Annotated in this window: 20 protein-coding genes; all 20 read left to right on the top strand. The window is 64.8% G+C overall.

Going from position 1 to position 25,069, the window contains the following annotated elements:
- Positions 1–403 precede the first annotated feature (403 nt).
- The 20 genes from HZB53_00705 (at position 404) to HZB53_00800 (ending at position 25,065) form a co-directional block, all read left to right on the top strand.
- The gene (locus HZB53_00705) at positions 404–1,372 is read left to right on the top strand and encodes a DinB family protein (GenBank protein MBI5876141.1); all 969 of its coding nucleotides are present in this window, start codon (positions 404–406) and stop codon (positions 1,370–1,372) included.
- 82 nt (positions 1,373–1,454) lie between these two features.
- Positions 1,455–2,816 (top strand): MBL fold metallo-hydrolase, encoded by a 1,362-nt coding sequence (locus HZB53_00710; protein MBI5876142.1) that lies wholly within the window; start codon positions 1,455–1,457, stop codon positions 2,814–2,816.
- Positions 2,817–2,894: 78 nt separating this feature from the next.
- The gene (locus HZB53_00715) at positions 2,895–3,083 is read left to right on the top strand and encodes an Rdx family protein (GenBank protein ID MBI5876143.1); all 189 of its coding nucleotides are present in this window, start codon (positions 2,895–2,897) and stop codon (positions 3,081–3,083) included.
- A gap of 390 nt (positions 3,084–3,473) precedes the next feature.
- On the top strand, positions 3,474–3,917 hold the full coding sequence (locus tag HZB53_00720) for an SRPBCC family protein (protein MBI5876144.1): 444 nt from the start codon (positions 3,474–3,476) through the stop codon (positions 3,915–3,917).
- Positions 3,918–4,014: 97 nt separating this feature from the next.
- Positions 4,015–5,643, top strand: a complete 1,629-nt coding sequence (locus tag HZB53_00725) for an amidohydrolase (GenBank protein MBI5876145.1) — start codon at positions 4,015–4,017, stop codon at positions 5,641–5,643.
- A gap of 9 nt (positions 5,644–5,652) precedes the next feature.
- Complete coding sequence (locus tag HZB53_00730) at positions 5,653–6,543, top strand: DMT family transporter (GenBank protein MBI5876146.1); 891 nt, start codon at positions 5,653–5,655, stop codon at positions 6,541–6,543.
- Positions 6,544–6,577: 34 nt separating this feature from the next.
- Positions 6,578–9,247, top strand: coding sequence for an AAA family ATPase (locus tag HZB53_00735; GenBank protein ID MBI5876147.1), 2,670 nt, complete (start codon positions 6,578–6,580; stop codon positions 9,245–9,247).
- Between the two features lie 87 nt (positions 9,248–9,334).
- Positions 9,335–9,745: a pyridoxamine 5'-phosphate oxidase family protein gene (locus tag HZB53_00740; GenBank protein ID MBI5876148.1), complete on the top strand. Its 411-nt coding sequence runs from the start codon at positions 9,335–9,337 to the stop codon at positions 9,743–9,745.
- Between the two features lie 19 nt (positions 9,746–9,764).
- Positions 9,765–10,178 (top strand): BphX family protein, encoded by a 414-nt coding sequence (gene bphX, locus HZB53_00745; protein MBI5876149.1) that lies wholly within the window; start codon positions 9,765–9,767, stop codon positions 10,176–10,178.
- A gap of 89 nt (positions 10,179–10,267) precedes the next feature.
- Positions 10,268–10,414, top strand: a complete 147-nt coding sequence (locus tag HZB53_00750) for an EamA family transporter (protein MBI5876150.1) — start codon at positions 10,268–10,270, stop codon at positions 10,412–10,414.
- 149 nt (positions 10,415–10,563) lie between these two features.
- Positions 10,564–13,167 carry an ATP-binding protein gene (locus HZB53_00755; protein MBI5876151.1) on the top strand — a complete coding sequence of 868 codons (2,604 nt, stop codon included), beginning with the start codon at positions 10,564–10,566 and terminating at the stop codon, positions 13,165–13,167.
- Positions 13,168–13,817: 650 nt separating this feature from the next.
- Positions 13,818–16,412, top strand: coding sequence for an ATP-dependent chaperone ClpB (clpB, locus tag HZB53_00760; GenBank protein ID MBI5876152.1), 2,595 nt, complete (start codon positions 13,818–13,820; stop codon positions 16,410–16,412).
- 172 nt (positions 16,413–16,584) lie between these two features.
- Positions 16,585–17,358, top strand: a complete 774-nt coding sequence (locus tag HZB53_00765; protein ID MBI5876153.1) for an enoyl-CoA hydratase/isomerase family protein — start codon at positions 16,585–16,587, stop codon at positions 17,356–17,358.
- Positions 17,355–18,452, top strand: coding sequence for a potassium channel protein (locus HZB53_00770; GenBank protein ID MBI5876154.1), 1,098 nt, complete (start codon positions 17,355–17,357; stop codon positions 18,450–18,452). Before HZB53_00765 ends, HZB53_00770 begins: the two co-directional genes overlap by 4 nt.
- Before the next feature lie 14 nt (positions 18,453–18,466).
- Positions 18,467–21,268 (top strand): DEAD/DEAH box helicase family protein, encoded by a 2,802-nt coding sequence (locus HZB53_00775; GenBank protein ID MBI5876155.1) that lies wholly within the window; start codon positions 18,467–18,469, stop codon positions 21,266–21,268.
- Between the two features lie 64 nt (positions 21,269–21,332).
- Complete coding sequence (locus HZB53_00780) at positions 21,333–22,154, top strand: serine hydrolase (GenBank protein ID MBI5876156.1); 822 nt, start codon at positions 21,333–21,335, stop codon at positions 22,152–22,154.
- 596 nt (positions 22,155–22,750) lie between these two features.
- A complete protein-coding gene (locus tag HZB53_00785; protein MBI5876157.1) occupies positions 22,751–23,089 on the top strand; it encodes a DUF2089 domain-containing protein in 339 nt (112 codons plus the stop codon).
- Positions 23,090–23,129: 40 nt separating this feature from the next.
- Positions 23,130–23,507 (top strand): hypothetical protein, encoded by a 378-nt coding sequence (locus HZB53_00790; protein ID MBI5876158.1) that lies wholly within the window; start codon positions 23,130–23,132, stop codon positions 23,505–23,507.
- 25 nt (positions 23,508–23,532) lie between these two features.
- Positions 23,533–23,757, top strand: coding sequence for a hypothetical protein (locus HZB53_00795; protein ID MBI5876159.1), 225 nt, complete (start codon positions 23,533–23,535; stop codon positions 23,755–23,757).
- Positions 23,758–23,775: 18 nt separating this feature from the next.
- Positions 23,776–25,065, top strand: coding sequence for a hypothetical protein (locus tag HZB53_00800; protein MBI5876160.1), 1,290 nt, complete (start codon positions 23,776–23,778; stop codon positions 25,063–25,065).
- The last annotated feature ends 4 nt before the right edge of the window (positions 25,066–25,069 follow it).

Here is a 25,069-nt window from a genome sequence, read left to right on the forward strand (position 1 = left end):
GACAGTGAGGCCTTCGCGGTGCTCGCATACGTCGCCACTGCCAGGGCTCGGTCGCACGCTCCGGGTCGTCATGCCGGCATGAGCCGGCATCCATGCCATCATCTGGCATGAGCACAGGCCCGTGTTACGCGCGCCTGGATGCCGGCTCCCATGGAAATAGGCAACTCCAGGCGTAGGGCCAGGTCTCTGACCTGGCCAACCGGACGGGTCAAAGACCCGTCCCTACACCGACACGGCCATTTCCATGCGCGAGTGTGCGTCCCTGGCGCATCACCAACTTTCGCCGGAATGACGCCTTGTATACGGCGGTTAGATTTCTACCGCATCGCATACCGCGCGGTATGGACATTCTCAGCATGAAAAGCGCACCGTAACGAAATCTTTCGACAGGAGAGAGAATGCAATGATCCAACTAACCGATCGGCAGCACTGGACGTTACTGCTGGCGCGCGGGCGCGCCAAGCTGATCGAAGCCTATGTCGGCGTGAGCGACGAGTCGCTGCGCGCGCTGACGGACGAGGGCGGCTGGACGCTCGGCGACATTTTCGCGCATGTGGCGATCTGGGAGGCGCGCGTCGCCCGCCTGCTGCCGGACATTCTGGCGAGCGACACGCCCATGATTCCCGCCGTGGCAGATGGCGCGCTCGAACAGCGCGCCTTCGCCGATATCCGCGCGCGCGGCTTCGAGGCGGTGCTGGCCGACGCGTCGCGCGACCGCGCGGCGCTGCTGGTCGCGCTGGCGGGCGCGCCGGATGACGCGATTGCCCGCGCGCGCCATCTGCCGTCCGGCCAGCCGTTCACCGTGCGCCAGTGGGCGATCCAGGAGTTGGCCGACCACGACGCGGAGCACGCCATCCACGCGCGGGCGGCGCGCAAGGCGCGCGGCGTCAAATTCGCCATCGGGCCGAAGGCTGTGCTGGCCGAGGCGTTTGCCACGGCGCACGCATATCTCTCGGCTTGCGCGGCGTGCGTGCCGGCGGGCGAGGAGGCGACGCTGCCGGTCACCGGTGACTGGACGCTGAAGGACGCGCTCGGCCATCTGGCCGACTGGCACGAGACGATCGCCTCGGCGGCGGACGGCGCGCGGTCCGGCCAGCCGCTGACGCGCGTCGAGTTCGGGCGCATCCAGGAGTACAATGACGCGCATGCCGCGGCGCGCCAGGCCGATTCGTGGGCGAAGGTTTCGGCGGACTACGCGGGGTCGTGGGCGCACGTGCAGGCGGCGCTCAACGCGGCCGAGCAGGCTGACTTCACGCGCGAAGCGGCCGCCAACGAGCGCGGGCCGATTTCACTCTACTCGTGGCTCAATATCGCATCGGAACACGAACTCGAGCACGCCGAGTTTCTGTTCGAGGGATTTGTCATGGGCTAGCTGACCCGGGCGGTCAGCGCCTTTTTCCTCGCCATCGAGCATGTGATACAATCGCCGCGAAACATTGGGAATCGGGGGAGCCATGTACTTCAAACAGTTCTCGCTTGACGGGCTGGCCTGCCAGTCGTACTTCATCGGCGATGACGGCGCGGCAGTGGTCGTCGACCCGCAGCGCGATGTGGATATGTATATCGCGGAGGCGCGCGAGCGCGGCTTCGCGATCAAACACATCGTCGAGACGCATATTCACGCCGACCATGTGTCCGGTAACACGGAACTGGCGGCGCGCACCGGCGCGACGGTCTACCTGCCCGCGAAGGGCGGCGGGACGTTCCCGCACGCGCCGCTGGGCGACGGCGACGAGATCCGTGTCGGCGCGGTGACGCTGAAGGCGCTGTTCACGCCCGGCCACACGCCCGAGCATATCGCGCTGGTCGTCACCGATGCCAGCCGCGCCAACGAGCCGTGGTTCGCGCTGACCGGCGACTTCCTGTTCGTCGGCGACGTGGGCCGGCCCGACCTGCTCGGCGCGAACGAGAGCCGCGCGCTGGCGACGCAGTTGTATGATTCGCTACACAGCCGCCTGCTCGACCTGCCCGATGGTCTGGAGGTCTATCCGGGCCACGGCGCGGGTTCGCTGTGCGGGCGCGCCATGTCGGCCAAGCTCTCCACGACGGTTGGCTTCGAGCGTCGTTTCAACTATGCTTTGCAGGTGGACGACCGCCAGCAGTTCGTGCACCTGATGACCTCGGACCTGCCGACGCAGCCGCCGAACGTGCCGTACATCAAGCGGCTCAACCGCGAGGGGCCGCCGGTGCTCGGCGCGCTCGAGGCGAAACGGCTCAACGCGGGCCAGGCGCGGCGGCTGATCGGCAAGGGCGCGGTCGTGGTCGACACGCGCTCGTCGGCATCGTTCGGCGCCGGGCACGCGCGCGGCGCGCTGAACGTGCACCTGTCGTCGGGCCAGTTCTCGACGCGGCTCGGCTTCCTGGTGTCGCCGGAGTCGCCAGTCATCTTTGTCGCGCGCAACGAACACGAAGCGCACGCCGCGATGGTTGCCGCCACGCGGGTCGGACTTGACCGGCACGCCGGCTTCCTGACGCCTGCCGATGCGCTTGGCCTGCCGCAGGCGAGCTTGCCGCAGATGACGGCCAGGCATCTGCACGGCGCGCTGCAGAAGCACGCTGTGGCAGTGCTGGACGTGCGCGAGAAGAGCGAGTACGATCTGGGGCATGTGCCGGGCGCGCAGTTGATACCGCTCGGTCAGTTGCCGGCGCGCATAAGCGAACTGCCGGCAGATACGCCCGTCGCCATCATATGTGGCAGCGGCCAGCGCTCCAGCAGCGCGGCCAGCCATCTGTTGCGCCATCACAATCTGCACGTAACCAACGTCGTTGGCGGGTTCGACGCCTGGGCGGCGGCGGGCCTGCCGGTCGAAAAATAACCTACCAGGGGAGGAGTTCACATGAAGATCGTAATCGAATACTGCGCGGAGTGACACTACGAACCACAAGCCGTCAGGTTGACGGAAGAAATCATCAAGGGCATGGAGTACGGCATGCTGTCGTCGGTGACGCTGATTCCCTCGGAGGGCGGCGTCTTCGAGGTGACGGTCAACGGGCAGTTGGTGCACTCGCGGAACGAGACGGGCACGTTCCCCCAGCCCGGGGCGGTGCTCGCGAAGATCAAGGAACGGTCGCCAGCCGAGTAAACGCAGCGGCGCAACACGACAGTCAAACGACAGGCACGATGGCGGACCGGTCCGCGTCGTGCCTGTCCTATGTTATGTTGTCGCGATCCGGCGGCGTCATCTGCATAGCTGAAGTGCTTCGCGCGTGTGAGGTGGCCGTATGGCACGCGTACCCTTGCTCGAACATACCGTGGGTGGTATACGATGCAACGGGATCTTGGGCGCGGCCCATTAAACTCGTCATTCCGGCGCAAGCCGGAATCCAGGCGGGCGTAACATGGGTCTGTCCGCGTGCCCGGTGTAGGCGTGGATGCCGGCTAACTACATGCTGGCATGACGACTCGGAGAGCGCGGCCGCGCTCCAAGGGCCGAAGCAGTTGCAACCCGAAACATAGGAACGTTTAACAGATCATGTTCGACCACCAGTACACGCACTCTATCGAAATCGCGGCCCCGCCGGCCGCCGTCTGGCGCATCCTGAGCGACCTGCGCCGCCTGCCGGAATGGTACTACCCGTCGCGGCGCGTTCAACTGCCCGACGACGGCCCGATCGCGCCCGGCAAGCAGTTCCTGCTCACGATCCGTACCGCGGTCGGCATCGAAGTGCCGGCGCCGGGCGAGATTGTCGCGGTCGACCCGGAGCGCATGTTGAAGTGGCGCGGTCGCTCCAGCGGCATCGCGGCGACGGCCACGTGGCGGCTGGAGCCGAGCGGCGCGGGCACGCGCCTGACGCACGAGTTCGCCGGCGGCGGCTGGATGATGATGCTGTCGGTGCTGTCGGGCAACGCGCCCAAGACGGCCGCGCGGCGTCTGAACGGGCTGAAGCACATCGTCGAGACGGAGCGGGGGCGGTAACATCAATCCACGAAGCGACACGAAGAAACACGAATTGAGTTAGGGGTCATATTCGCGTCGATTCGCGTTATTCGCGGATTCATCATAAGGAGCTGCCATGCTTCACGCCGATACAATCTACCTCAACGCCAACGTCATCACGCTGGACGCACAGGAGCGCCGCGCGCAGGCGCTGGCCATGCGCGACAGGCGGCTGGCCGTGGTCGGCACGAACGACGACGCGCTGGCGCTGCGCGGCCCGCAGACCGCCGTCAGCGACCTGCACGGGCAGACGGTCATCCCCGGCCTGATCGACGCGCACAATCATCTACTGGCGACCGGCAAGGTGCTGCGTGCGATCCCGCTGTTCGGCTCGCGCTCAGTCGGCGATGTGCAAGCGAAGCTGCATGAGCGCGCGGCCGTCACGCCGAAAGGGCAGTGGATCACCGGGCGCGGCTGGGACGAATCGCTGTTCGCGGAAGGCCACATGCCAACCCGCCACGACCTCGACGCCGTCGCGCCCGACCATCCGGTGGTGCTCTACCGCGTCTGGAACAAGCTGGTCTGCAATACGCTCGCGCTCAAGGCGGCCGGCATCAACCGTGACACGCCGGAGCCGCCCGCCGATCTGCTCTATGCCGGGCGCATCCTGCGCGACGAGCACGGCGAGCCGACCGGCGTCTTCACCGACCGCGCCAAGGCGCTGATCGACAAGGCGGTGCCGCTGCCGAGCGACGCGGAACTGGAAGCGTGCGTCGAGACCGCCTGCCGCGCGTACAACGCCGTCGGCCTGACGGCCGCAGTCGATCCGGGATTGCTGCCGCATGAGATGCGCGCCTACCAGCGCGTGCATGCGCGCGGCGCGCTGACGGTGCGGGCGCGGCTGTGCATCGCTGCGTGGGGCATTGCGCCGCTGGAGGACGAGCCGCTGCTGAAGGAGCGCATCGCCGGTATGGGCGTCACAAGCGGCTTTGGCGACGACGTGCTGAAGATCGACGCGATCAAGTTCATGCCCGACGGCGGCGTGGGCGACCGCACGGCGCTGATGTTCGAGCACTACCTCGACGAGCCGCACAACTACGGCCAGAACACGGTCGATCTGGAGACGTTCTACGATCTGGTGCAGTGGTGCCACGACATGGGCTGGTCGGTGGAAACGCACGCCTGCGGCGACCGCATGATCGAACTGACCGCCGAGGCGTACGCCGACGCCGTCAAGCGCAACCCGAACGTGCGTGTGCGACATCGCATCCATCACGCCTACCTGCCGACACCGCGTGCGCTGGAGTTCATGCGCGCGGCCGGCACGGTCGCCATCGTGCAGCCGGCATTCGTCTACAACCTGGGCGAGTCGTACGTCAAGTCGATTGGCCTGGAGCGCGCCCGCCGCATCAACCCGTACCGGACGTACGTCGAGCACGGCATCCGGCTGGCCGGCTCGTCGGACTCGGCCGTCACCGACTACAACCCGTGGGTCGGCCTGTACGCGGCAGTGCGGCACCAGACGGTGCTCGGCACGGATTACGACCCGCGCGAGCGGTTGACCGTCGGTGAGGCGCTGAAGATGTACACGCGCGGCTCGGCCTACGTCACGTTCGAGGAGAACGTCATGGGTTCGCTGGAAGCGGGCAAACACGCCGATTTCGTCGTACTTGAGAAGGACGTGCTCGCACAGCCGGTCGAGGAACTCAAGGACATCAAGCCCCGCCTGACCGTGATGGGTGGGCGCGAGGTGTTCAGCCGTTAGGCGCTCGCCATGAACGTAACTCTGGGCATCGTCGCCGGGCTGCTGTCAGCCTTCACCTGGGCGGCCACGACTGTGATGATCCGCTCGCAGTCGAGCCGGATTGACGCGATCTCGATCAACGCCTTCCGCAGCCTGGTGGCGGGGCTGTTCTTTGTCGTTGCCACGCTCGTGCTCGGCAAGCTGCCCGCCTTCGCGGAGTTGACGCCGCTCTTGTTGGCCGCGCTGGGCGCGTCGCTCGTGGTCGGCTTCATCATCGGCGACACGCTGTTCTTCCGCGCCATCACGGAGGTCGGCGTGTCGGTCGCCATGCCGATCGCGATGTCGTATCCACTGTACGTGCTGATCGTCGCGTGGCTCTTCCTCAAGGAGCACATCACCATCGCCACGGTGCTCGGCACGCTGCTGGTCGTCGGCGGCACCATCGTCGTGGCGCTCTCGGCGCCGCCGGCGCCGGCCGGCGCGCACAAGTCGCGCCGCCTAGGCATCATCCTCGCCATCGGCGCGGCGTTCGGCTGGGCGTTCTCGACGGTCTTCCTGCGCATTGGCGTGCAGTCGCTGGATGTGTTCGTGGCCGGCACGGTGCGTTTGAGTCTGACGTCGCTGATCCTGCTGATTTGGCGCGCCGTGTGGATGGACGTACGGCCGTTCCGCAGCTACGGCTCCCGCTCGCTGATCGTGCTGACTGTGGCGGCGCTGCTCGGCACCGGCCTTGGCTCGGTCTTCTACCTCACGGCGGTGCAGCAGGCAGGCGCCGCGCTGGCGGCCACCCTGTCGACTGCCGCGCCGCTGTTCGCGACGCCGATCTCGGTGATCTTCCTCGGCGAAAAGCTGAACCGACGCAACGTGCTCGGCATGTTGATGTGCGTCGCGGGCGTCTGGGCGGTGACGGTGCAATTATGAAGCTCGGCTGACGCAGGCGGGAGGTGTGATACTCATGGCTCAAGCACTGTGGCTACCTCAAACGAAGCTCTATCCGCCCATCATGCGCGCCGACGCGCTCCTGCGGCCGCGGCTGCAGGACGCGCTGCAGCAGAGCATCGAGTCGCGCCCGCTCACGCTCCTCTCCGCGCCCGCCGGATACGGGAAGACCAGCCTGCTGATGGCGTTTCTGCGAACCCGCGCCGACATGCCGGCCGCCTGGCTTACGCTGGACGCCGATGACAACGACCCGGCGCGCTTCCTGAACGCACTCATCGGCGCGCTGCGCCGGCTTGACCTCGCTTATGGAGCAACTGCCCTGGCCGCGCTGGAAGCGACACCCAACCCCAGAGCCGACGTTCTCCAAATCAGCACCATGCTCATCAACGACATAGTCGAGCGCGGCGGGTGTGATTTCGTGCTCGTGCTGGATGATCTTGAAGTCATCCAAGAGCCGGTCGTGTACGATGTACTTGAACACTTGCTCGATCACCTGCCGCCGCTGATGCGCCTCGTGTTCGCTTCCCGTCGCGACCCGCCGTTGCCGCTGGCGCGATTGCGGGCGCGGGGACAGATGAGCGAATTCCGTGTCGCCGATTTGCGTCTGACGCCGGACGAAACACGCACCTTCTTGAACGGCCAGTTGGGACTCGGCCTGACCGCCGATGCGCTCGACACTTTGCAGAAACGAACGGAAGGGTGGCCCGCCGCGCTACGACTGGTCATCAGCTCGCTGGAACGGACGCCTTCGTCCGCCGAGCGGGAGGCCTTTGTGCGCGATCTCGCACACACGGATCGCAGCGCTTCGGAGTTTCTGGCTGAAGAGGTGCTTGACCGGCAAGAGACCGAGGTCCAGAATTTCTTGCTGCAGACAGCCGTGCTGGAGGAACTCACCGCGGCGTCATGCCGCGCCGTGATGGGACGCGATGACGCCGCCGACATGCTCGACACGGTATACCGGCGCGACCTGTTTGTGACGCAACTGGAGAGCGCCCAGCACACTTACCGGTATCATACGCTGTTTGCCGACTTCCTGACCAGGGAACTGGCGCGACGACAGCCCGGCCAGGCCGCCATTCTGCACGGCCGGGCTGCCGCATACTATGAACAGCGCGATCCGGAGCGTGCGGTCCGCCACTTTATTCTGGCGGGACTGGATGAACGCGCCGCCCGGCTCATCGAAGAAACGGGCGAACCGTTGCTGCAGCAGGGCTTTGCGGAATCACTCCAGAAACGGCTGGCCCAACTGCCCGCCGCGGTCCTCGAGCGCCGACCCCGCTTGCTCTACCTACAGGGCGCTTGCGTGTACGAGCGCGGCGATCCGGTTCAGGCGCGCGCACTCCTGCAACGCGCCGCCGAGCAACTGGCCGCGTCCGGCGACGAGGCGTGGCGCGGCCGAGCGATCGCGCTATTGGCTGGCATGTCACTCTACCAGGGCGACCTTGACCGAAGCCGCGCGCTCATCGAGCAAGCGCTCGCGTGCCCCATTCCGCCCGACCAGCGCGTGACGCTGCTCATCGGGCGCGCCCGTTTCGGGCTCCTGCAGCAGCGCTGGACGGATTCGGAGCGCGACCTCGATGCGGCGTTGCGGGCTGCACAAGATCATGGAAAAATCGCGGTCCTGCATACCGTGCTCCAACTCCACCCTACGTTCGCGTTCCTGCCGCACGGCCTCGAATACATCGAGCGCGTTTGCCTGCTCGTGCGAGCCCAGTTGGGCGATCCGCCTCCGGCGATCCCGCTGCGGGTCGCCTACGACGGGTTGATGGCGCTGGCCCACCTGCTGCGCGGGCGGTTGGCGGATGCGGCGCAAGCCAGCCAGGACGGACTCTTCCTCATTCAGCGGTTTGGCGCCGACGCGTCCGGCTCGGCTTCACTGCTGGCTATGGCCGCGGTAAATGTGGAGCAGGCGCGGGGCAACGACGCGGCGATCGAAGCCATGCTGAACGCGATTTTCGCGAGTATCGAGCACGGCGGTATGGGCGAAACGATGGTACCCGGGCCGCTCTACCAGTTGGGTAGGCTCCGCTGGCGGCAGGGACGCTTGCCTGAAGCACGGCAGATCTACGACCGCATGGCGCCCGCCGAAGCGAGCGGTAAACTGCCCGGCGCGCCCGTGCTGCGCGCCATGTTGGGCGGCCTGCTGGAGATGGCCGACCGGCAATTCGAGGCAGCGGAGCAGACGTTGCACCGTGCCGTCCAACTCGAGGCTGAACGGCGGGCTTCACTAGCCTTTGGCAACGCACGTCCTCTGCTGGCGCTGCTCTATCTGAAGTGGCAGCGCCCCCAGGCCGCTATCGATGCACTCGCACCGCTCTTGGCGGAATGTGAATCCCGGGGAACGCCGGGCCTGCTCCTCCGGGAAGGTGATCTCGTCATTCCGCTCCTGCATCTCGCCGAGCAGACCAACGTCCATGCCACATTCGCTCGGCGCCTGCTCGCCATCCTCGGTGCGGACCAAGCACCCCAGCCGGTGCGGGTGCCGAACACGGGCGAAACGCTGACCCCGCGCGAAGTGGACGTGCTACGACTGATGGTCGCGGGCGCCGGCAACCAGGCCATTGCCGATGCGCTGGTTATCAGCCTGCACACGGTGAAGCACCATGTCGCCCAGATCCTTGCCAAACTCGCCGTTTCCTCGCGCACGGAAGCCGCCGCGCGCGCGCGCGATCTGCGCATCGACTAAGCACAACTCCTGCTCCAATCGGTTTCCGGACCGCAAATAGCTCTTTAGAGCGATGCGCACGTTGACGCGCTTCGCTATACTGCCTGCATGTTGGATCGGCTGCGCGAACGCGTGGCGGCATGCCTGGCCCATGCCCCGGTGTGCCTCTTGAGCACGCAAAGCGCGGATGGCGTCCGGGCCCTTCCGGTGCGCTGCCGGAGTTCCGGTTTGGACGTGGAATGCCTGGTGCCGCGCTGGGCTGACGTCGTTTTCGACTTGGAGCGCGACCCGCGCGCACTGCTCATATTCCACAATACCGAAGTGCCGGACATGCGCTGGCTGCAATACCGGGGCCGCGCCTGCGTGTTGTCCATGTCCGCCAACGTCGGTCAGTGGCCGGCCGGCATCGCCGTTCACAACCGTGCCGATCGCTTCGTTGCCGTGCAAATCATGCCCAGCCGCATTGATCTCATCGACGAGAGCCGGGGATGGGGTATCCTCGAGACTCTCGAATTCTAATCTTCCCAAGGAGGATGCTATGAATCGTCTGAAGTGGTGGTTCCGTCTGTACGGAGCGTTCTATCTGCTCCTCGGCGCGATGAACATGTACGGCACGTTTGTGGATCCAAGTTTCTTTGCCCAGACCCTGCCATATCCGGCGCCGGCGGACGTCGTCAAAGCGTTCGTGGATGGCTGGTCACCTTTCGCTTTCGAGATCGTCGGCATTGGCACCTTCCTGCTCTGGGCGTCGCGCAATCCGCGCCGGTACGTCGGCACCGTCTGGCTTGCCGTGTGGCTCGAGCTGTGGCACGGCATTGTGGGTGACCTGTATCTGATCGCCAAGGGCTTTGACGCGGCGAGCTACATCGTGTTCATCGTCATACACCTCGTCATCATCGCCACCGGCGTAATGTTCGCGCAGCAGGTTGAGGCGGACTCAGCCAAGGCATAAAGCGCTGGAACCGCGGCCGGTGATTGCGGAGGCGAGTCGTCGGGGCGCGTGCAACGCGCCCCGACGACATTCATGCACAGAAGTACTCGTTGACCGCCTTCGACAGCTTGCCCGCGGCGGCGCCGCTGTTCGCGACGCCGATCTCGGTGATCTTCCTCGGCGAAAAGCTGAACCGGCGCAACGTACTCGGCATGTTGATGTGCGTGGCGGGCGTCTGGGCGGTGACGATCCAGTAGACAGTCGTCAGAAGTCAGTAGCCAGAAGTCAGTAGAAAGTGAACAGCTAACGGTGAACCGTGAACGGTCAACGCTGGCCCTTCCGTTTGTCCGTTTGTTGTCCGTTGTCGCCTTTGACACCCCTCGTCCGAATCTGTTACCATCGTCCCATGAGCACCGAGCACCAGTCCGATCCCGCCAAAGCTGTCCTGCGCGTTCTCAAAACCGGCATCCATCGCGGCGGCAATGTCCTGCTCTTGTCGCTCGCCGCCTGCGCTATCGCCAGCCTCCTCGGCCTGCCGCTGTCGCCCGCTGTCGCCGCGTTTGGTCCGCTCCTCGAGATGCTCAAAGGCGGCGCGCTCGCCAAGGTCCTCGAGCGCGTCGCATTCGGACACGACGTCACCGACGCCCAGATCAATGCCGCCTTCGACGAGGCGCTGGCCAGGACAAACCTCGACGCGCTCCTCACCGACAAGGATTTCCAGCGTGCTTTGGCACGCCAGATGAGTGAGCTGCACATCATCGAAATGGCGGTCAAGGAAGGCGATGGCGAAATCATCGCCCGTATTCTCGTGGAGTCCCGCCGCTTCGACGCCTTCGCCGACGAGATGCGCGGCGAGTTTCAGCGTCTACATGATCGGCTCGACACCCTTGCGACCAGCGCGCAAGCCGAATCGATCATCGCTTTACTGAAAGAACTTCTGGCGCGAGACCAGACACGACCAGCCACCGCCCTCCATCAACTCCCCTCGCCGCCCGGCGACTTCACCGGCCGCGAGGCCGAACTCGCGCAACTGCGCGCCGCCTTCGACCCCGCGCGCCGTCATGTCGGGGCCGCCATCAGCGGCCTGCGCGGCATGGGCGGCGTCGGCAAGACCGCGCTCGGCCTGGTCATCGCAAACGAATTGAAGGCGCAGTACCCTGACGCGCAACTCTTCTTCGATCTGCGCGGCCAGCCCGACAGCAAAGACCCGGCTTCGCCCGCCGAGGCACTGTCTCACGTCATCCGCGCCTTCTCACCCGATGCCCGCCTGCCGGAGGACGAGGCGCAGTTGCGCGCCATCTATCTCGATCTGCTGAACGACAAGCGCGCGCTCATCGTCATGGACAACGCCCGCGACGCCGCACAGGTCGCGCCGCTCATCCCGCCACCATCCTGCGCCCTGCTCGTCACCTCGCGCCAATCGTTCACCCTGCCCGGCATGCGTGCCGTCGAGCTGGGCGTGCTGTCCCGCCGGGAATCGAAGGCGCTCCTGCGCAGTATCGCGCCGCGCATATGCGGCTTTGCGGGCGGGCTTGGGAAACAGTGCGGCGACCTGCCGTACGCGCTGCGCATTGCCGGCGACTACATCGCCAACAACGAAAACGTCCGCGTGCCGGCCTACCTTGCCGACTTGCAGACCGAGCAGGGTCGCCTCGGACTCATCGAAGGCACCCTTGCGCTCTCCTACAATGGCCTCACTGCTGATCAGCAGTTGCGCTGGCGCGAACTCGCTATCTTCCCCGATACCTTCGACGATTCCGGCGCCGCCGCTGTGTGGGGTACGGATTTCAACGAGCAGTCGCGCAAGACCGCTGCCACCTATCTGGGTGAACTTCTGCGCTTCTCGCTTGTGATTTACGATGTCGCCACCTACCGGTACCGCCTGCACGACCTCGCGCGAATCTATCTTTATCCGCACCTTTCTACGGATGAGCAAGCCACGATTGCCCGTCGGCATGCAAGCCATTATGCAGACATGCTTGTCGTTGCTCAAATGCTTTATGATAAGGGGGGCGAAAACATCTATTATGCCCTGCGCCTATATGACCTAGAAGTCGTCAACATATCGACGGGGCAACGTTGGGCTAGTTCAAATGCTGCGAATAGTGAAGTCGTTTCCGAAATTTGTCTTGGTTATGCAGGAAAGGGGGGCGTCATACTTTCGCTGCGCCTACATCCCAAACAACATATCGGATGGCTTGAAGCTGGTCTTTCCTCGGCCCGCTTGCTCAAACGAAAACAATCAGAGGCCGCCTTGTTAGGCGGGCTCGGCCTGCGTTTCGCAGCGCTTGGCGACTATCGCCGAGCACTCAATCATCACGAAAAGAGTTTGTCGCTTGCGCGGGAGACAAATGACAAACAATTGGAGAGTCATGCGCTTGGCAATCTTGGGAATGTGCAACTTCACCTCGGTTCTGGGCGAAAGGCACTGAAGCTGTTTCGGTGGCAACTTGATCTTGCTCTTTCGATCAATGATCGTAGAGGACAGGCCAATGCGGTCGCTGGCATAGGACAAGTGTTTCTCGATAACAAGGAACTTGTGAAAGCGTACGCTCACTTTAGACAGGCTTTCTCAATGTACCAGTCAATCAGCGACCTTCGTGGTGCTGGAAACTCCGTTGCGAACATGGGCAATGTAAATCAGGCTGCCGGCAAGATTGAGGAGGCTCGCGCCCTCCACTTGCAAGCCCTTGAATTCTATCGCCAAATAAGAGATCGTGCGGGTGAAGCAACTATACTGCGTGCTATTGGAGATGGTTACGCTACACAGGGCAATTTACTTAGAGCAATAAACTACTTTGAACAGTCGCTTGCCTGTTCACGCCAGATCGGCAGACTATCCAGCGAGTGTGCCACGCTGTTCTCAATGGCAATTGCTGAAGACCTGTCAGGCAATCGTGGACGCGCAATTTCTCTAATGCGTCAGTCGTTTCGCATCTCCGAGACCATTAATTCACAATTACACAGGAGCGCCCGCAAGAAACTCCGCGAATGGGGCGTGGAACCGTAGGGGCTCATTGCTTGTCGTCCTGAGCGCGAACGCAACGCTCTGTGCCGGCAAGTGTCTGCGCGCGCGAAGGACCTGAAATCCTCACTGTCTGTGCCTGCATTGTCATGCTGCCGTTCCGCGCCGGCGCAAAGCCGCTTTCAGATCGCCCACAGGACGCGGCGGCACGCGCGTGTCGCCGCGGCTCGGCGTGCGCTGGGTTTGGGTCCTTCGCGCGCGAGGCGGGGCTGGAAGGGGCGGGTCGTACGTTCGCGCTCAGGACGACAATCGGGCGCGTGTGCCTGCCCTCTCCCTAACCCTCTCCCGCGACGGGGGTTCGACAGGCTCACCCCCCGCGCATCGCGTAGGGGCAGGGCTTGCCCCTGCCCGTGAACTGCGCCCATCCGTTTGTTGTCCGTTGTCGGCGACGGGGGTTCGACAGGCTCACCCCCCGCACATCGCAGGCGAGGGGACGGGCGCCGTCCCCTTGATGTTGTACCGTGGATCAGCCGTGTCCCATCCGTTCATCCGCTAAGTATCCGTTGACCCCCTTCCAACGCCGCTCTAACGCCGCTCTTATGATTCTCCAACGCCATGCACGTATAATGAGGGCGACTGCTTATGGCTATGTCGAATATCAACCCTCGTCGTAGACGAGACGGCAGAGGTGACTTATGAGGATGGATAAATTTACCCAGAAAGCCACGGAAGCGATTGCGGCCGCCGAAGAAGAGGCGCGCGCACGCAACCATGCACAGATGGAGCCGGAGCACCTGCTTTATGCATTGCTGCAACAGCCGGACGGCGTTGTGCCGCAGATCGTGCACAAGATCGGGGCGAACGTCGATGCGCTGACCGAGGAGACGGGGCGCGCGCTCAACAACCGCGCGCAGGTGTACGGCGGCAAGACGCAGATCGGCGCGTCGCGCGAGCTGATGCAGGTGCTGAACAAGGCGCAGAGCGAGGCGAGCGGCCTGCGCGACGACTATGTCTCGACCGAGCACCTGCTGCTGGCGATTGTGGACAGCGTGCGCGAGCCGAACCTGAAGCGCAGCGGCATCACGCGCGAGGCGATCCTGCAGGCGCTGCAGGCGATTCGCGGCGCGCAGCGCGTCACCTCGCAGAACCCGGAGACGACCTACCAGGCACTGGAGAAGTACGGGCGCGACCTGACCGATGCCTCGCGGCACAACAAGCTCGACCCGGTCATCGGGCGCGATGAAGAGATCCGCCGCGTGATCCAGGTGCTGTCGCGGCGCACCAAGAATAACCCGGTGCTGATCGGCGAGCCGGGCGTTGGCAAGACGGCGATCGTCGAAGGGCTGGCCACGCGCATCGTGCGCGGCGACGTGCCGGAAGGACTGAAACAGAAACGACTGGTCGCGCTCGACCTCGGGGCGATGGTCGCCGGCGCGAAGTACCGCGGCGAGTTCGAGGAGCGCCTGAAGGCGGTGCTGAAGGAAGTGACCGAGGCCGAGGGGCGCATCATCCTGTTCATCGACGAACTGCACACGGTGATCGGCGCGGGCGCGGCCGAGGGCGCGATGGACGCCAGCAACATGCTCAAGCCGATGCTGGCGCGCGGCGAACTGCACGCGATCGGCGCGACGACGCTCGACGAGTACCACAAGCACATCGAGAAGGACGCCGCGCTGGAGCGCCGCTTCCAGCCGGTGCTGGTCGGCGAGCCGAGCGTGGAGGACACGATCTCGATCCTACGCGGCCTCAAAGAGCGCTACGAGGTGCACCACGGCGTGCGCATCCAGGACGGCGCGGTGATCGCGGCGGCCACGCTGAGCGACCGCTACATCAGCGACCGCTTCCTGCCGGACAAGGCGATCGACCTGATCGACGAGGCCGCCTCGCGCCTGCGCACCGAGATCGACTCCAAGCCGCAAGCGCTCGACGAGGTTGATCGCCAGATCATGCAACTGGAGATCGAGCGCGCCGCGCTGAAGAAGGAGCGCGACGACGCATCCAAGGATCGGCTGGCCAAGCTCGAAAAGGAACTGGCCGATGTGCGCGAGAAGTCGAACGAGCTGCGCGCGCGCTGGGACCTTGAAAAGCAGGCGATCCAGTCGATCCAGCAGACGAAGGAGAAGATCGAGCAGACGCGCGGCGAAATCGAGGAGGCCGAGCGCCACGCCAACTTGGAGAATGCGGCGCGCCTGCGCTACGGCACCATGCGCGACCTGGAGCGCGCCTTGCAAGACCAGGAGCGGAAGTTGCGCGAGCGGCAGGAGTCCGGCGCGCTGCTGAAGGAAGAGGTGGACGCCGAAGACGTGGCGGCGATCGTCTCGAAGTGGACCGGCATCCCGGTCACCAAGCTGGTGCAGGGCGAGATGGACAAGCTCGTGCACATGGAAGACAATCTGCATTCGCGCGTGGTCGGGCAGGACGAGGCGATCCGCGCCGTAGCCAACGCCGTGCGGCGCTCGCGGGCGGGCCTGCAGGACCCGAACCGGCCGGTCGGCTCGTTCATCTTCCTCGGCCCGACCGGCGTCGGCAAGACCGAGTTGGGCCGCGCGCTGGCCGAGTTCCTGTTCGACGACGAGAGCGCGATGGTGCGCATCGACATGAGCGAGTACCAGGAGAAGCACACCGTCTCGCGCTTGATCGGCGCGCCGCCGGGCTACATTGGCTACGAAGAGGGCGGCCAGTTGACGGAAGCGGTGCGGCGGCATCCGTACTCGGTCGTGCTGTTCGACGAGATCGAGAAGGCGCACGCCGAAGTGTTCAACGTGCTCCTGCAACTGCTAGACGACGGGCGATTGACCGACGGGCAGGGCCGCACGGTCAACTTCAAGAACACGATCGTGATCATGACCAGCAACATCGGCTCGCAGTTCATCCGCGAGTTCGCCAGTGACGAAAAGGCGATGCGTGAGATGGTGCAGAGCGAGATGACGCGCTTCTTCCGGCCGGAGTTCCTGAACCGCGTGGACGAGATCGTGATCTTCCACCCACTGCATAAGGACCAACTGGTGGAGATCGTCGGCATCCAGTTGAAGCGCATGGAGCGACTGCTGGCCGGGCGCAACATCACGCTGACGGTAACGCCCGCTGCGAAGCTGTGGCTGGCCGAGTCCGGCTACGATCCGGTGTACGGGGCGCGCCCGCTCAAGCGCGCCATACAGCGCGAGTTGCAGGACCCGCTGGCGCTGCAGATACTGGGCGGCCACTTCCACGACGGTGACTCAGTGGTGGTCGATGCACAGGACGGGCAGTTGACGTTCACCCGCGCCGCGCAGGCCGTACAGGCGAACTGAGAAGTACAGAGCCAACCGCAAAGCACGCAAAGAGCGCAAAGGGAAGAAGGTTTTCTTTGCGCTCTCTGCGGTCTCTGCGGTTACTTTTTGACCCCGCGAGTTTGCAAAACCGCCGTGGTCTCTTATAATCTCGCCGGATGACGCGCATCAGCGCGTAGCGCACGAAATCGCCATGCCCGACACCCTGCTGATCACCCGCGCCGACACCGTCGCGACGGTGATGCTCAACCGTCCCGATCTGCTGAACGCGATCAACTCGGCCATGGTACGCGAACTGGTCGATGCGTTTCGCACACTCGACGCCGACGAGGGCGTGCGCGCCGTGGTGTTGACCGGCGCGGGCGAGCGCGCGTTCTGCACCGGCATGGACCTGAAGGAACGCCACGGCATGTCCGATGCCGATCTGGTGGATCAGCGCGTGGTCATGGCCGCGATGTTCGGCGCGCTGCGTCGCTGCGGCAAACCGGTCATCGCCGCCGCCAACGGTTACACGGTGGGCGGCGGGCTGGAACTGGCGCTCAGCGCCGATTTCATCTACGCGGCGACGACCGCCGTATTCGGACTGCCGGAAGTCACGCGCGGCATCATGCCGGGCGGCGGCGCGACCGCGCTGCTGCCACGGCGCATCGGCGCGGCACGCGCCCGCGAGTTGATCTACACCGGCGCGCTGATCGACGCCGACGAGGCGGCGCGCATCGGGCTGGTCAATCGCGTGCTGCCGCCCGCTGAACTGCTGGCCGCCGCGCAGGAAACCGCGCGCGTGATCGCGGCCAACGCGCCGATCGGCGTGCGCCAGTCCAAGCGCGCGATGCTCTACGATCCGGCCATCGAGGCCGGCATCGCATTCGAGGGCGAGGCGTACCGGGCCGTGCTGTACAGCGCCGACCGCCGCGAAGGGTACGCCGCATTCAACGAGAAACGACCGCCCAGGTTCCAAGGCCGATGACCGTACCCGCTCCGCATAACCACAACCCGTTGCAGCGGCTGCTGCACCCGCATGTGCAGCGCCTGCCGATGCAGCGCCTGTTCAGCTTCGCGCTCAGCACGCGCTTCCTGACGGCGATCCTGCTGCTGCTCGGCGTTGCCGCGCTCGGCACGGCCGGCTACATGCTGATCGAGGGCTGGGACTTTCTCGATTCGCTCTACATGACGGTCATCACGCTCGGGACGATCGGGTACGGCGAGACGCACCCGCTATCCGACCCGGGGCGCATCTTCACCATCGCCCTGATTGTCGTGTCGCTGATGACGATCGGTTATGCGGTGTCCACCATCGTCGCGTTCCTGGTCGAGGGCGAGTTCAACCGGATCATACAGGGGCAGAGAATGGAAGATCTGATCGCCAAGCTGAACAACCACGTCATCCTGTGCGGCGTGGGCGACACCGGCCGCTACATCGCCGACGAGATGTACAAGACGCAGACACCATGCGTGGTCGTCGAGCGCAATATCGAGACGATCAAGGCGCTGAAGAACATCGGCGAGGTGGTGTATGTGCTGGGCGACGCCACCGACAACGACGTGCTGATCCGCGCCGGCATCGCGCGCGCCAAGGGCTTGGTGACGGCGCTGAGCGACGACAAGGACAACGTGTTCGTCGCGCTGACGGCGCGCTCGCTCAATCCCGGCTTGCGCATCATCGCGCGCCTGGTCAACGAGGAGAACCGGCAGAAGCTGATGATCGCCGGCGCGAACGAGGTCGTCTCGCCGAACGCCATCGGCGGCCTGCGCATGGCCTCGGTCATGCTGCGCCCGTCGGTTGTGACGTTCCTGGACGAGATGCTGCGCGCCACCGGCCAGGTGCTGCGCGTGGAAGAGCTGCTGCTCGACGAGGCGCCGACGCTGGTCGGCCAGACGCTTGCCGCGGCACGCATCGAAGAGCGCACCGGCGTGCTGGTCGTTGCGCTCAAGTCGGCCGACCGCGGCTACCAATTCAACCCTTCCAAAGAGACCGTCTTGCGCACCGGTGACGTGCTGATCGTCATGGGCCCGCGCGAGCGGCTTGCGGCCCTGCGGCAGATCGAAGCCCGGGCCGGCTAGAAAGCATTGCCCCGTTGAACAAAATACTTGTCGCGCTCGACACCGAGACGACCGGGCTGCGCGCCGCCAATGATGCGATCATCGAGATCGCGGCGGTGAAGTTTCGCGGCGACCAAGTGATGGATACCTGGTCGTCGCTTGTCAACCCCGGCCGCGAACTGCCGCTCAAAGTGGAGCGCCTGACCGGCATCACGCGCGAGCAACTGCGCACCGCGCCGCGCATCGAGCAGGTCGCGCGGCACGTCGCGCGTTTCGTCGGCGACCTGCCGGTGGTCGGCCACAACGTCGAGTTCGACCTCGCGTTCATGCGCCAGCAGAACCTGCTGCTGAACAACCCCGGCGTCGATACCGACGAGCTGGCGCGCATCGTCATGCCGCACGCTTCGCGCTTCAGCCTCAAACAACTGGCCGCCGAGCTGGAAATCGACCTGCCGGAAAGCCACCGCGCGCTGGCCGACGCCACGACGACGATGAAGCTGTTCCTCGCGCTGTGCGGGCGCGCCGAGAGCCTCGACACGCGCATTATCGACGAGATCGTGCGCGCCGCCGACCGCAGCAACTGGGGCCTGCGCGATGTATTCAAGGAGATCCAGCGCGATGCGGCGCGCAACGCCTTTAGCGGCTCGTCGATCGGCGAGCAGTTGCGCGCCAAGGGCTTCTTCAAGGGCAACCGGCTGAAGGTACTCGACGACGAGGACGAGGCGCCGGCGCTGACACCCGCCGCGCAGGCCGAGCCGCTCGACGCCGACGAGATCGCGTCGCTCTTTGAGCCGGGCGGCGCGCTGGCCGACCAGTTCCCGCGCTACGAAAAGCGCGAGCCGCAGATCCAGATGCTGCGTCAGGTCTGCGCGACCTTCAACGACGGCGGCCGCCTGCTCGTCGAGGCCGGTACCGGCACCGGCAAGAGCATGGCGTACCTGGTGCCCGCCATCGAGTACGCGTTGGCCAACAGCCGCCGCGTGATCATCTCGACGAACACGATCAACCTGCAGGATCAACTGATCGAGAAAGACATTCCCGATCTGCGCAAGATCCTGCCCGGCGACTTCCGCGCGCTGGTGATCAAGGGGCGCAGCAACTACCTCTGCCGCCACCGCTTCGAGCAGTTCCAGCGCAAATCGGAGAAGAGCCCGATCGAAATCCGCCTGCTGGCGAAGGTGCTGGCCTGGCTGCCGACAACGACGACCGGCGACCGCGCCGAGTTGTCGATCTCGCCGGATGAGGAGCGCGTCTGGGCGCAGGTCTGCGCCGACGAGACGTGCAACGCGCAGTCGTGCCCTTACTACCAGCGCGGCACCTGCTTCTTCTTCCGCTCGCGCCGGCGCGCCGACAGCGCGCACGTGCTGGTGGTCAACCACGCGCTGCTGCTCTCGGACATGGCGGTCGGCAATCAGGTGCTGCCGGAGTACAAGCACCTGATCATCGACGAGGCGCATCACCTGGAGGCGCGCGCCACCGAGGCGTACAGCGTGGAGGTGCGGCAGAGCGGTATCGAGGCGCTGCTGAACGAGGCGGGCGCCGAGAAGGGCGGTTTGCTGGCGGCCATCGCCGCCGCCGCCGCGCGCGCCAGCGATGCCGGGGCGGCCGAGAAGGAGAAGCTGGCCGACCTGATCGAGAAGACGCAGGGGACAGTCGCCGAGGCGCAACGCGCCGTCTACCCGCTGTTCGGCCACCTGGGCGACTTCCTGAAAAGCCAGCACCCGCCGCGCGGCGAGTTCGACCAGCAGGTGCGGCTCGTCGCGGCGCTGCGCGCGCAGCCGGCCTGGTCCACGGCGGAGATGCTGTGCGAGACGCTGACCGGCGCGCTGCTGCGGCTGTCCACGGCGCTGTCGCGCATCGGGCAGGGCTGCGACGAGGCCGAAATCCTGACCGGCGACGAGCGCCTGTTCCAACTTGGTATCCTGCGCCAGCGCACCGATCAGTTGCGCGCCAACCTCATCGCAATCATTAACCAGCCAGGCCCGAACGGTATCTACTGGGCGGTGCTGGCCACCAATCGCGACGAGATCGTCTTGCGCTCTGCGCCGCTGCACGTCGGCGAGATCCTGCAAAAAGGGCTGTTCGCGGCGTGCGACTGCGTCGTGCTCACGTCGGCCACGCTGCAGGCGGCCAACAGCTTCGCGTATGTGCGCGGTCGCCTGGGTCTGGCCGAGGCGGACGAATTGGCGCTTGAGTCGTCGTTTGACTACAAGCGCTCCACGCTGCTCTGCTTGCCGAGCGACATCGCGGACCCCGACACACCGGTCTATAACAAGATGATGCCGGAGACGCTGGTCGCGCTGTGCAAGGCGACCGGCGGGCGCACGATGGTGCTGTTCACGAGCAAGAGCGCCCTGCAGCGCGCCTACGATGCGATCAGCAAGCCGCTGGAACAGGCCGGCGTGCTGGTCATGGCGCAGTATATCGACGGCTCGCGCCGGCAACTGCTCGATAACTTCAAGACGATGCCGCGCAGCGTCCTGCTCGGCACGCGCAGTTTCTGGGAAGGCGTGGACGTGGCGGGCGACGCGCTGTCGTGCCTGGTCATCACGCGCCTGCCGTTCGCCGTGCCGAGCGACCCGATCATCGCGGCGCGCAGCGAGACGTTCACCGACGCGTTCAACGAGTACCAGGTGCCGCAGGCGATTCTCGCCTTCCGGCAGGGCTTTGGGCGGCTGATTCGCAGCGCCAGCGACCGCGGCGTGGTCGTGATGCTCGACCGGCGCGTGCAGACCAAGGCGTACGGCAAATCGTTCATCGCCTCGCTGCCGGAGTGCACGCAGGTGCGCGGGCTGTGCAAGGACGTGCCGGCCGCCGCCGCCGACTGGCTCAAGTAGCGACTACCACGCGCCGCGCCGTTGGGCGCGCCACGCACATCATCCAGCGAGAGGATATCAGCACATGAAAGAAGCACCAGCAGCGATCCGGCGCATCGCCGACGGGTTCAGCGGCACGCTCGGCGTCGCCGCGCACAACATCAAGACGGGCGAGCAGATCTTCCACAACGCCGACGTGATCTATCCGACGGCCAGCATGGTCAAGATCGGCATCCTGCTCGAGCTGTTCCGCCAGCGCGAGGCAGGCAAGCTGGCGCTTGACGATATGCTCACGATCGGCAAGCAGGACAAGACCGGCGGCTCCGGCCTGATCGAGAACATGGGAGAGAAGGTGCCGCTCTCGCTCTACAACATCGCGGTGCTGATGAACGCCATCAGCGACAACACCGCCACCAACGTGCTGATCGGCCATCTCGGCAAGGATGCGATCAACCGCGCCATGCGGGACGCCGGCATGACGAAGACCGTGCTGAACGAGAAGATCGCGTTCACGCCCGCGCGCAAGCTAAAGAACGCGCGCTTTGCCGTTGGCACCCCGCGCGACTTCATGACGCTGATGATCAACCTGCACGAAGGGCGGCTGCTGAACGCCGAGAATACCGCCGACATGCTCACGATCATGAAGATCCAGAAGAACATGGGCAACCTGACGCGCTACATGGAGTTCAATCCGTACGGGCGCGACGACAAGTCGTGGGTGGCGAGCAAGACCGGCGGCATCACCGGCGTGCGCAACGAGACTGGCATCATCCACACGAAGCGCGGCGCGCACATCGTGTCGGTGATGACGAAGGCATGCAAGGACGGCAAATGGACGCCCGACAACGAGGGCACCGTCGCCGTCGCGAAGATGTCGAAGGCGGTCAACGACTACTTCTGGCGATAAGATTACCATCAAGCCCGCCGGGGCGTTATGCTCCGGCGGGTTTTGCGTTGTCGTCCCGTTTCAATTTGCACGGGCTCCGTAGTTGTCATGCTGAACGCGGAGGCAAGCCCTCGGCCAGTGGGTTCGCTATGCGCGCGCAGCATCTCGAATGCGACACCTCAGGTGCTTCGCGCGGGAAGGGCGTAGTAGGCCAACATCATGACCTTCGCGCTCACCATGACGCCTTTGGATGCACCTCACAACTCGAAACGCGGCAAGCTGATTGGTCAGCATGGTCATCTTCAGTAGGGAACCGTTGCTGCCATCCTCTCGGAAGATTAGCTCCGTGGCACCTTGCCTCACGTTGTAGCGCACCTATCTTCGTCGCTACCTCAAGGCCTACAAACTAGCCCGATTTCAAGTTTCAAGAGCTGTGATTCAGCAATACTATTAGTTTGCATAATATATGACAAAAAATGATAAAATTGAGTAAATATTTTAACTTCACCTTGACATTATTTACAATCTGTTGTATATTGTGATCAAGAAATGATATGAATGACGAAAGGAATGCTATGTACCCGGCGCGCTCTATATGCCCAGTCTGTAACGGCGAAATGACGGTAACGCACCTGGAGTGCCGTCAGTGCGGCAGCCAGTTGATCGGCTCGTTTGAGCTTCCGATGCTCTCAAAGCTCGATGTTGACCAATTACATTTCGTGGAGACGATGGTGCGCTGCCGGGGAAACATCAACCGCGTGAGCGACGAGTTGGGCATCGCGTATTCGGCCGGGCGCGCCCAACTGGATGCCATCATCGCGGCGCTCGGCTTCGAGCGTGACGACGAGGAGGATGCGCCCGGACTGCCGGCCGAGGAGCGCCAGCGCGTGCTGCAAGAACTGCGTGACGGCAAACTGACGTCGGAACAGGCACTGAAACAACTGCGCGGGCGCTAAGGCGCACCGGCCCAACCCTTACCCTTCAAAGGAGGGTGCCATGAACCTCAAAGAAGAACGGATGCAGATCCTGAACATGATTCGCGACGGCAAGATTAGCCCGGAAGAGGGCGCCAAGCTGTTGAGCGCGCTGGAGACGAGCCAGAAGTCCGAGACGGCGGCCAACAAGAGTGCGACACAAGGCAAGTTCCTGCGCGTGCGCGTGACTGACATGGCGACCGGTAAGACCAGGGTCAACGTCAACCTGCCGCTGGCGCTGGTCAATGTCGGCCTGAAGATGGGCGCGCGTTTCGCGCCGCAGATGGACGGCATGGACACCGGCGAGTTGATGGAGGCGATCCGCGCCGGCGCGCAGGGCAAGATCGTGGATGTCGAAAACATCGAGGATGGCGAGAAAGTCGAAGTGTATATCGAGTAGCGGTTCGCGCTTGAAGGAGGCGGGCATGTTGGAACATCATTTTCTCGATATGGCGGCGTTGGATCAGAAGCATCGCTACGCCGAACTGCGCGAACAGGCGGCCCGCGAGCGCCTGCTGGCCGGCCCGGTGCGGACGCCGGCATGGCCCCGGCGCGCGCTGGCGCGGCTGGGTGTTCTGCTGGTGGCGTGCGGTCACGCGCTATTGCGCATGAGCGGCACCCGAGCAGCGGCCGCCGGAATCAACGGATAGAACTACACGGAGGAAGCGATGTATCAGCAATCATTCTCAACCGGCGGCGAGAGCACGCTGCGGCTGCATGTGCGGCGCGCCGGCGGCGACCTGCGCCTGATCGGAACCGACGAAACCTATCTGCGCCTGCAGGGCGATGGCGATGAAGGCGACTTTGAGCCGCAGTATCAGAACGGCGACCTGACGCTGGACGTGCGCGAGGACTGCACGCTGTTCGTGCCGTACGCGCTGGCGGTTACCATCGACGGCGTGATCGGTGATCTGAAAGCGGTCGAGCTTGCCGCCAAACTGTCGGCCGATCGCATCAATGGCGATGTGACACTCAACGCCATGACCGGGCAGGTTCAACTTGGCGCGGTGTCCGGCGATCTGCGGGTGGCCGGGGCCGGCAACGTCAACACGGGTCTGGTGCGCGGCGACGTGTCGGCGACCGATATTGCCCAATTGCTGCAAATAGGTGGCGTGATGGGCGACGTCTCGGTGCGTTCGGTGCACAGCGTGCAGCTGGGCAATGTGCAGGGCGACCTGCGCGCCGTGACCGTGGTGGACGGCTTCGCGGCCGGCTCGGTCAATGGCGACGTGAACCTGGCGGCGATCGGGGGCCGTGTCACGCTCGGTACGATCAGCGGCGACGCGCGGCTGGCCGACGTCGGCGCGATTGCCCACGTGCAGGCGGGCGGCGATCTCTATGTCGACACACGGCTGGATGGCGAGTCGGCCTGCCAGTTCACGGCCGGTGGCGACGCGACGCTTACGGTGCCGGGCGACTCGCAGGCGCAAATCACATGCCAGGCCGGTGGCGACATTGTCAACGAATTCGGCGGCGGGCGGTCGCGGGCCGGCAGCAGCGCGACGTTTACACTCGGCGAAGGCGGCGCCACCGTGCGCGTGCAGGCGGGCGGCGACATACGCATCAAACCACGCGAAGGAGAGGCGATGGAATTCCGGTTCGAAATCCACAAGGAAGAGATGCAGCGCGCGAAGGACGAATTGAAGCGGGCGAAGGAGGACATGCGGCGCGTCCAGCGCGAGATACGCGACCAGATGCGCGCGACCAAGCATGAAATCCGTCGGACGGTGCGCGAGGACGTGCAGGGCGCGGTGCGGCACGCCGTCACGTTTCGCGTCCCCGGCTTCGCGTTCGGCGGCGGACCGCACGGCGGCGCACAGAAGCCGATGCGCGAGACGACCCCCGTCAAAACGGGCGCCAGCGAGGACGAGCGGCTGGAAATCCTGAAGATGCTGGAGCAGAAGGCGATTACGACCGAACAAGCCGAGCTGCTGCTGGCCGCGCTGGGCGACGAATAAGGAG

Source organism: Chloroflexota bacterium (assembly GCA_016235055.1).
Taxonomy (GTDB): Bacteria; Chloroflexota; Anaerolineae; order JACRMK01; family JACRMK01; genus JACRMK01.

Excerpts from the sequence above, each read along its gene's own strand:
- HZB53_00705 (MBI5876141.1), top strand. The coding sequence starts at position 404 with ATGATCCAACTAACCGATCGGCAGCACTGGACGTTACTGCTGGCGCGC.
- HZB53_00710 (MBI5876142.1), top strand. The coding sequence starts at position 1,455 with ATGTACTTCAAACAGTTCTCGCTTGACGGGCTGGCCTGCCAGTCGTAC.
- HZB53_00720 (MBI5876144.1), top strand. The coding sequence starts at position 3,474 with ATGTTCGACCACCAGTACACGCACTCTATCGAAATCGCGGCCCCGCCG.
- HZB53_00725 (MBI5876145.1), top strand. The coding sequence starts at position 4,015 with ATGCTTCACGCCGATACAATCTACCTCAACGCCAACGTCATCACGCTG.
- HZB53_00730 (MBI5876146.1), top strand. The coding sequence starts at position 5,653 with ATGAACGTAACTCTGGGCATCGTCGCCGGGCTGCTGTCAGCCTTCACC.
- HZB53_00735 (MBI5876147.1), top strand. The coding sequence starts at position 6,578 with ATGGCTCAAGCACTGTGGCTACCTCAAACGAAGCTCTATCCGCCCATC.
- HZB53_00740 (MBI5876148.1), top strand. The coding sequence starts at position 9,335 with ATGTTGGATCGGCTGCGCGAACGCGTGGCGGCATGCCTGGCCCATGCC.
- bphX (MBI5876149.1), top strand. The coding sequence starts at position 9,765 with ATGAATCGTCTGAAGTGGTGGTTCCGTCTGTACGGAGCGTTCTATCTG.
- HZB53_00755 (MBI5876151.1), top strand. The coding sequence starts at position 10,564 with ATGAGCACCGAGCACCAGTCCGATCCCGCCAAAGCTGTCCTGCGCGTT.
- clpB (MBI5876152.1), top strand. The coding sequence starts at position 13,818 with ATGAGGATGGATAAATTTACCCAGAAAGCCACGGAAGCGATTGCGGCC.
- HZB53_00765 (MBI5876153.1), top strand. The coding sequence starts at position 16,585 with ATGCCCGACACCCTGCTGATCACCCGCGCCGACACCGTCGCGACGGTG.
- HZB53_00770 (MBI5876154.1), top strand. The coding sequence starts at position 17,355 with ATGACCGTACCCGCTCCGCATAACCACAACCCGTTGCAGCGGCTGCTG.
- HZB53_00780 (MBI5876156.1), top strand. The coding sequence starts at position 21,333 with ATGAAAGAAGCACCAGCAGCGATCCGGCGCATCGCCGACGGGTTCAGC.
- HZB53_00785 (MBI5876157.1), top strand. The coding sequence starts at position 22,751 with ATGACGGTAACGCACCTGGAGTGCCGTCAGTGCGGCAGCCAGTTGATC.
- HZB53_00790 (MBI5876158.1), top strand. The coding sequence starts at position 23,130 with ATGAACCTCAAAGAAGAACGGATGCAGATCCTGAACATGATTCGCGAC.
- HZB53_00795 (MBI5876159.1), top strand. The coding sequence starts at position 23,533 with ATGTTGGAACATCATTTTCTCGATATGGCGGCGTTGGATCAGAAGCAT.
- HZB53_00800 (MBI5876160.1), top strand. The coding sequence starts at position 23,776 with ATGTATCAGCAATCATTCTCAACCGGCGGCGAGAGCACGCTGCGGCTG.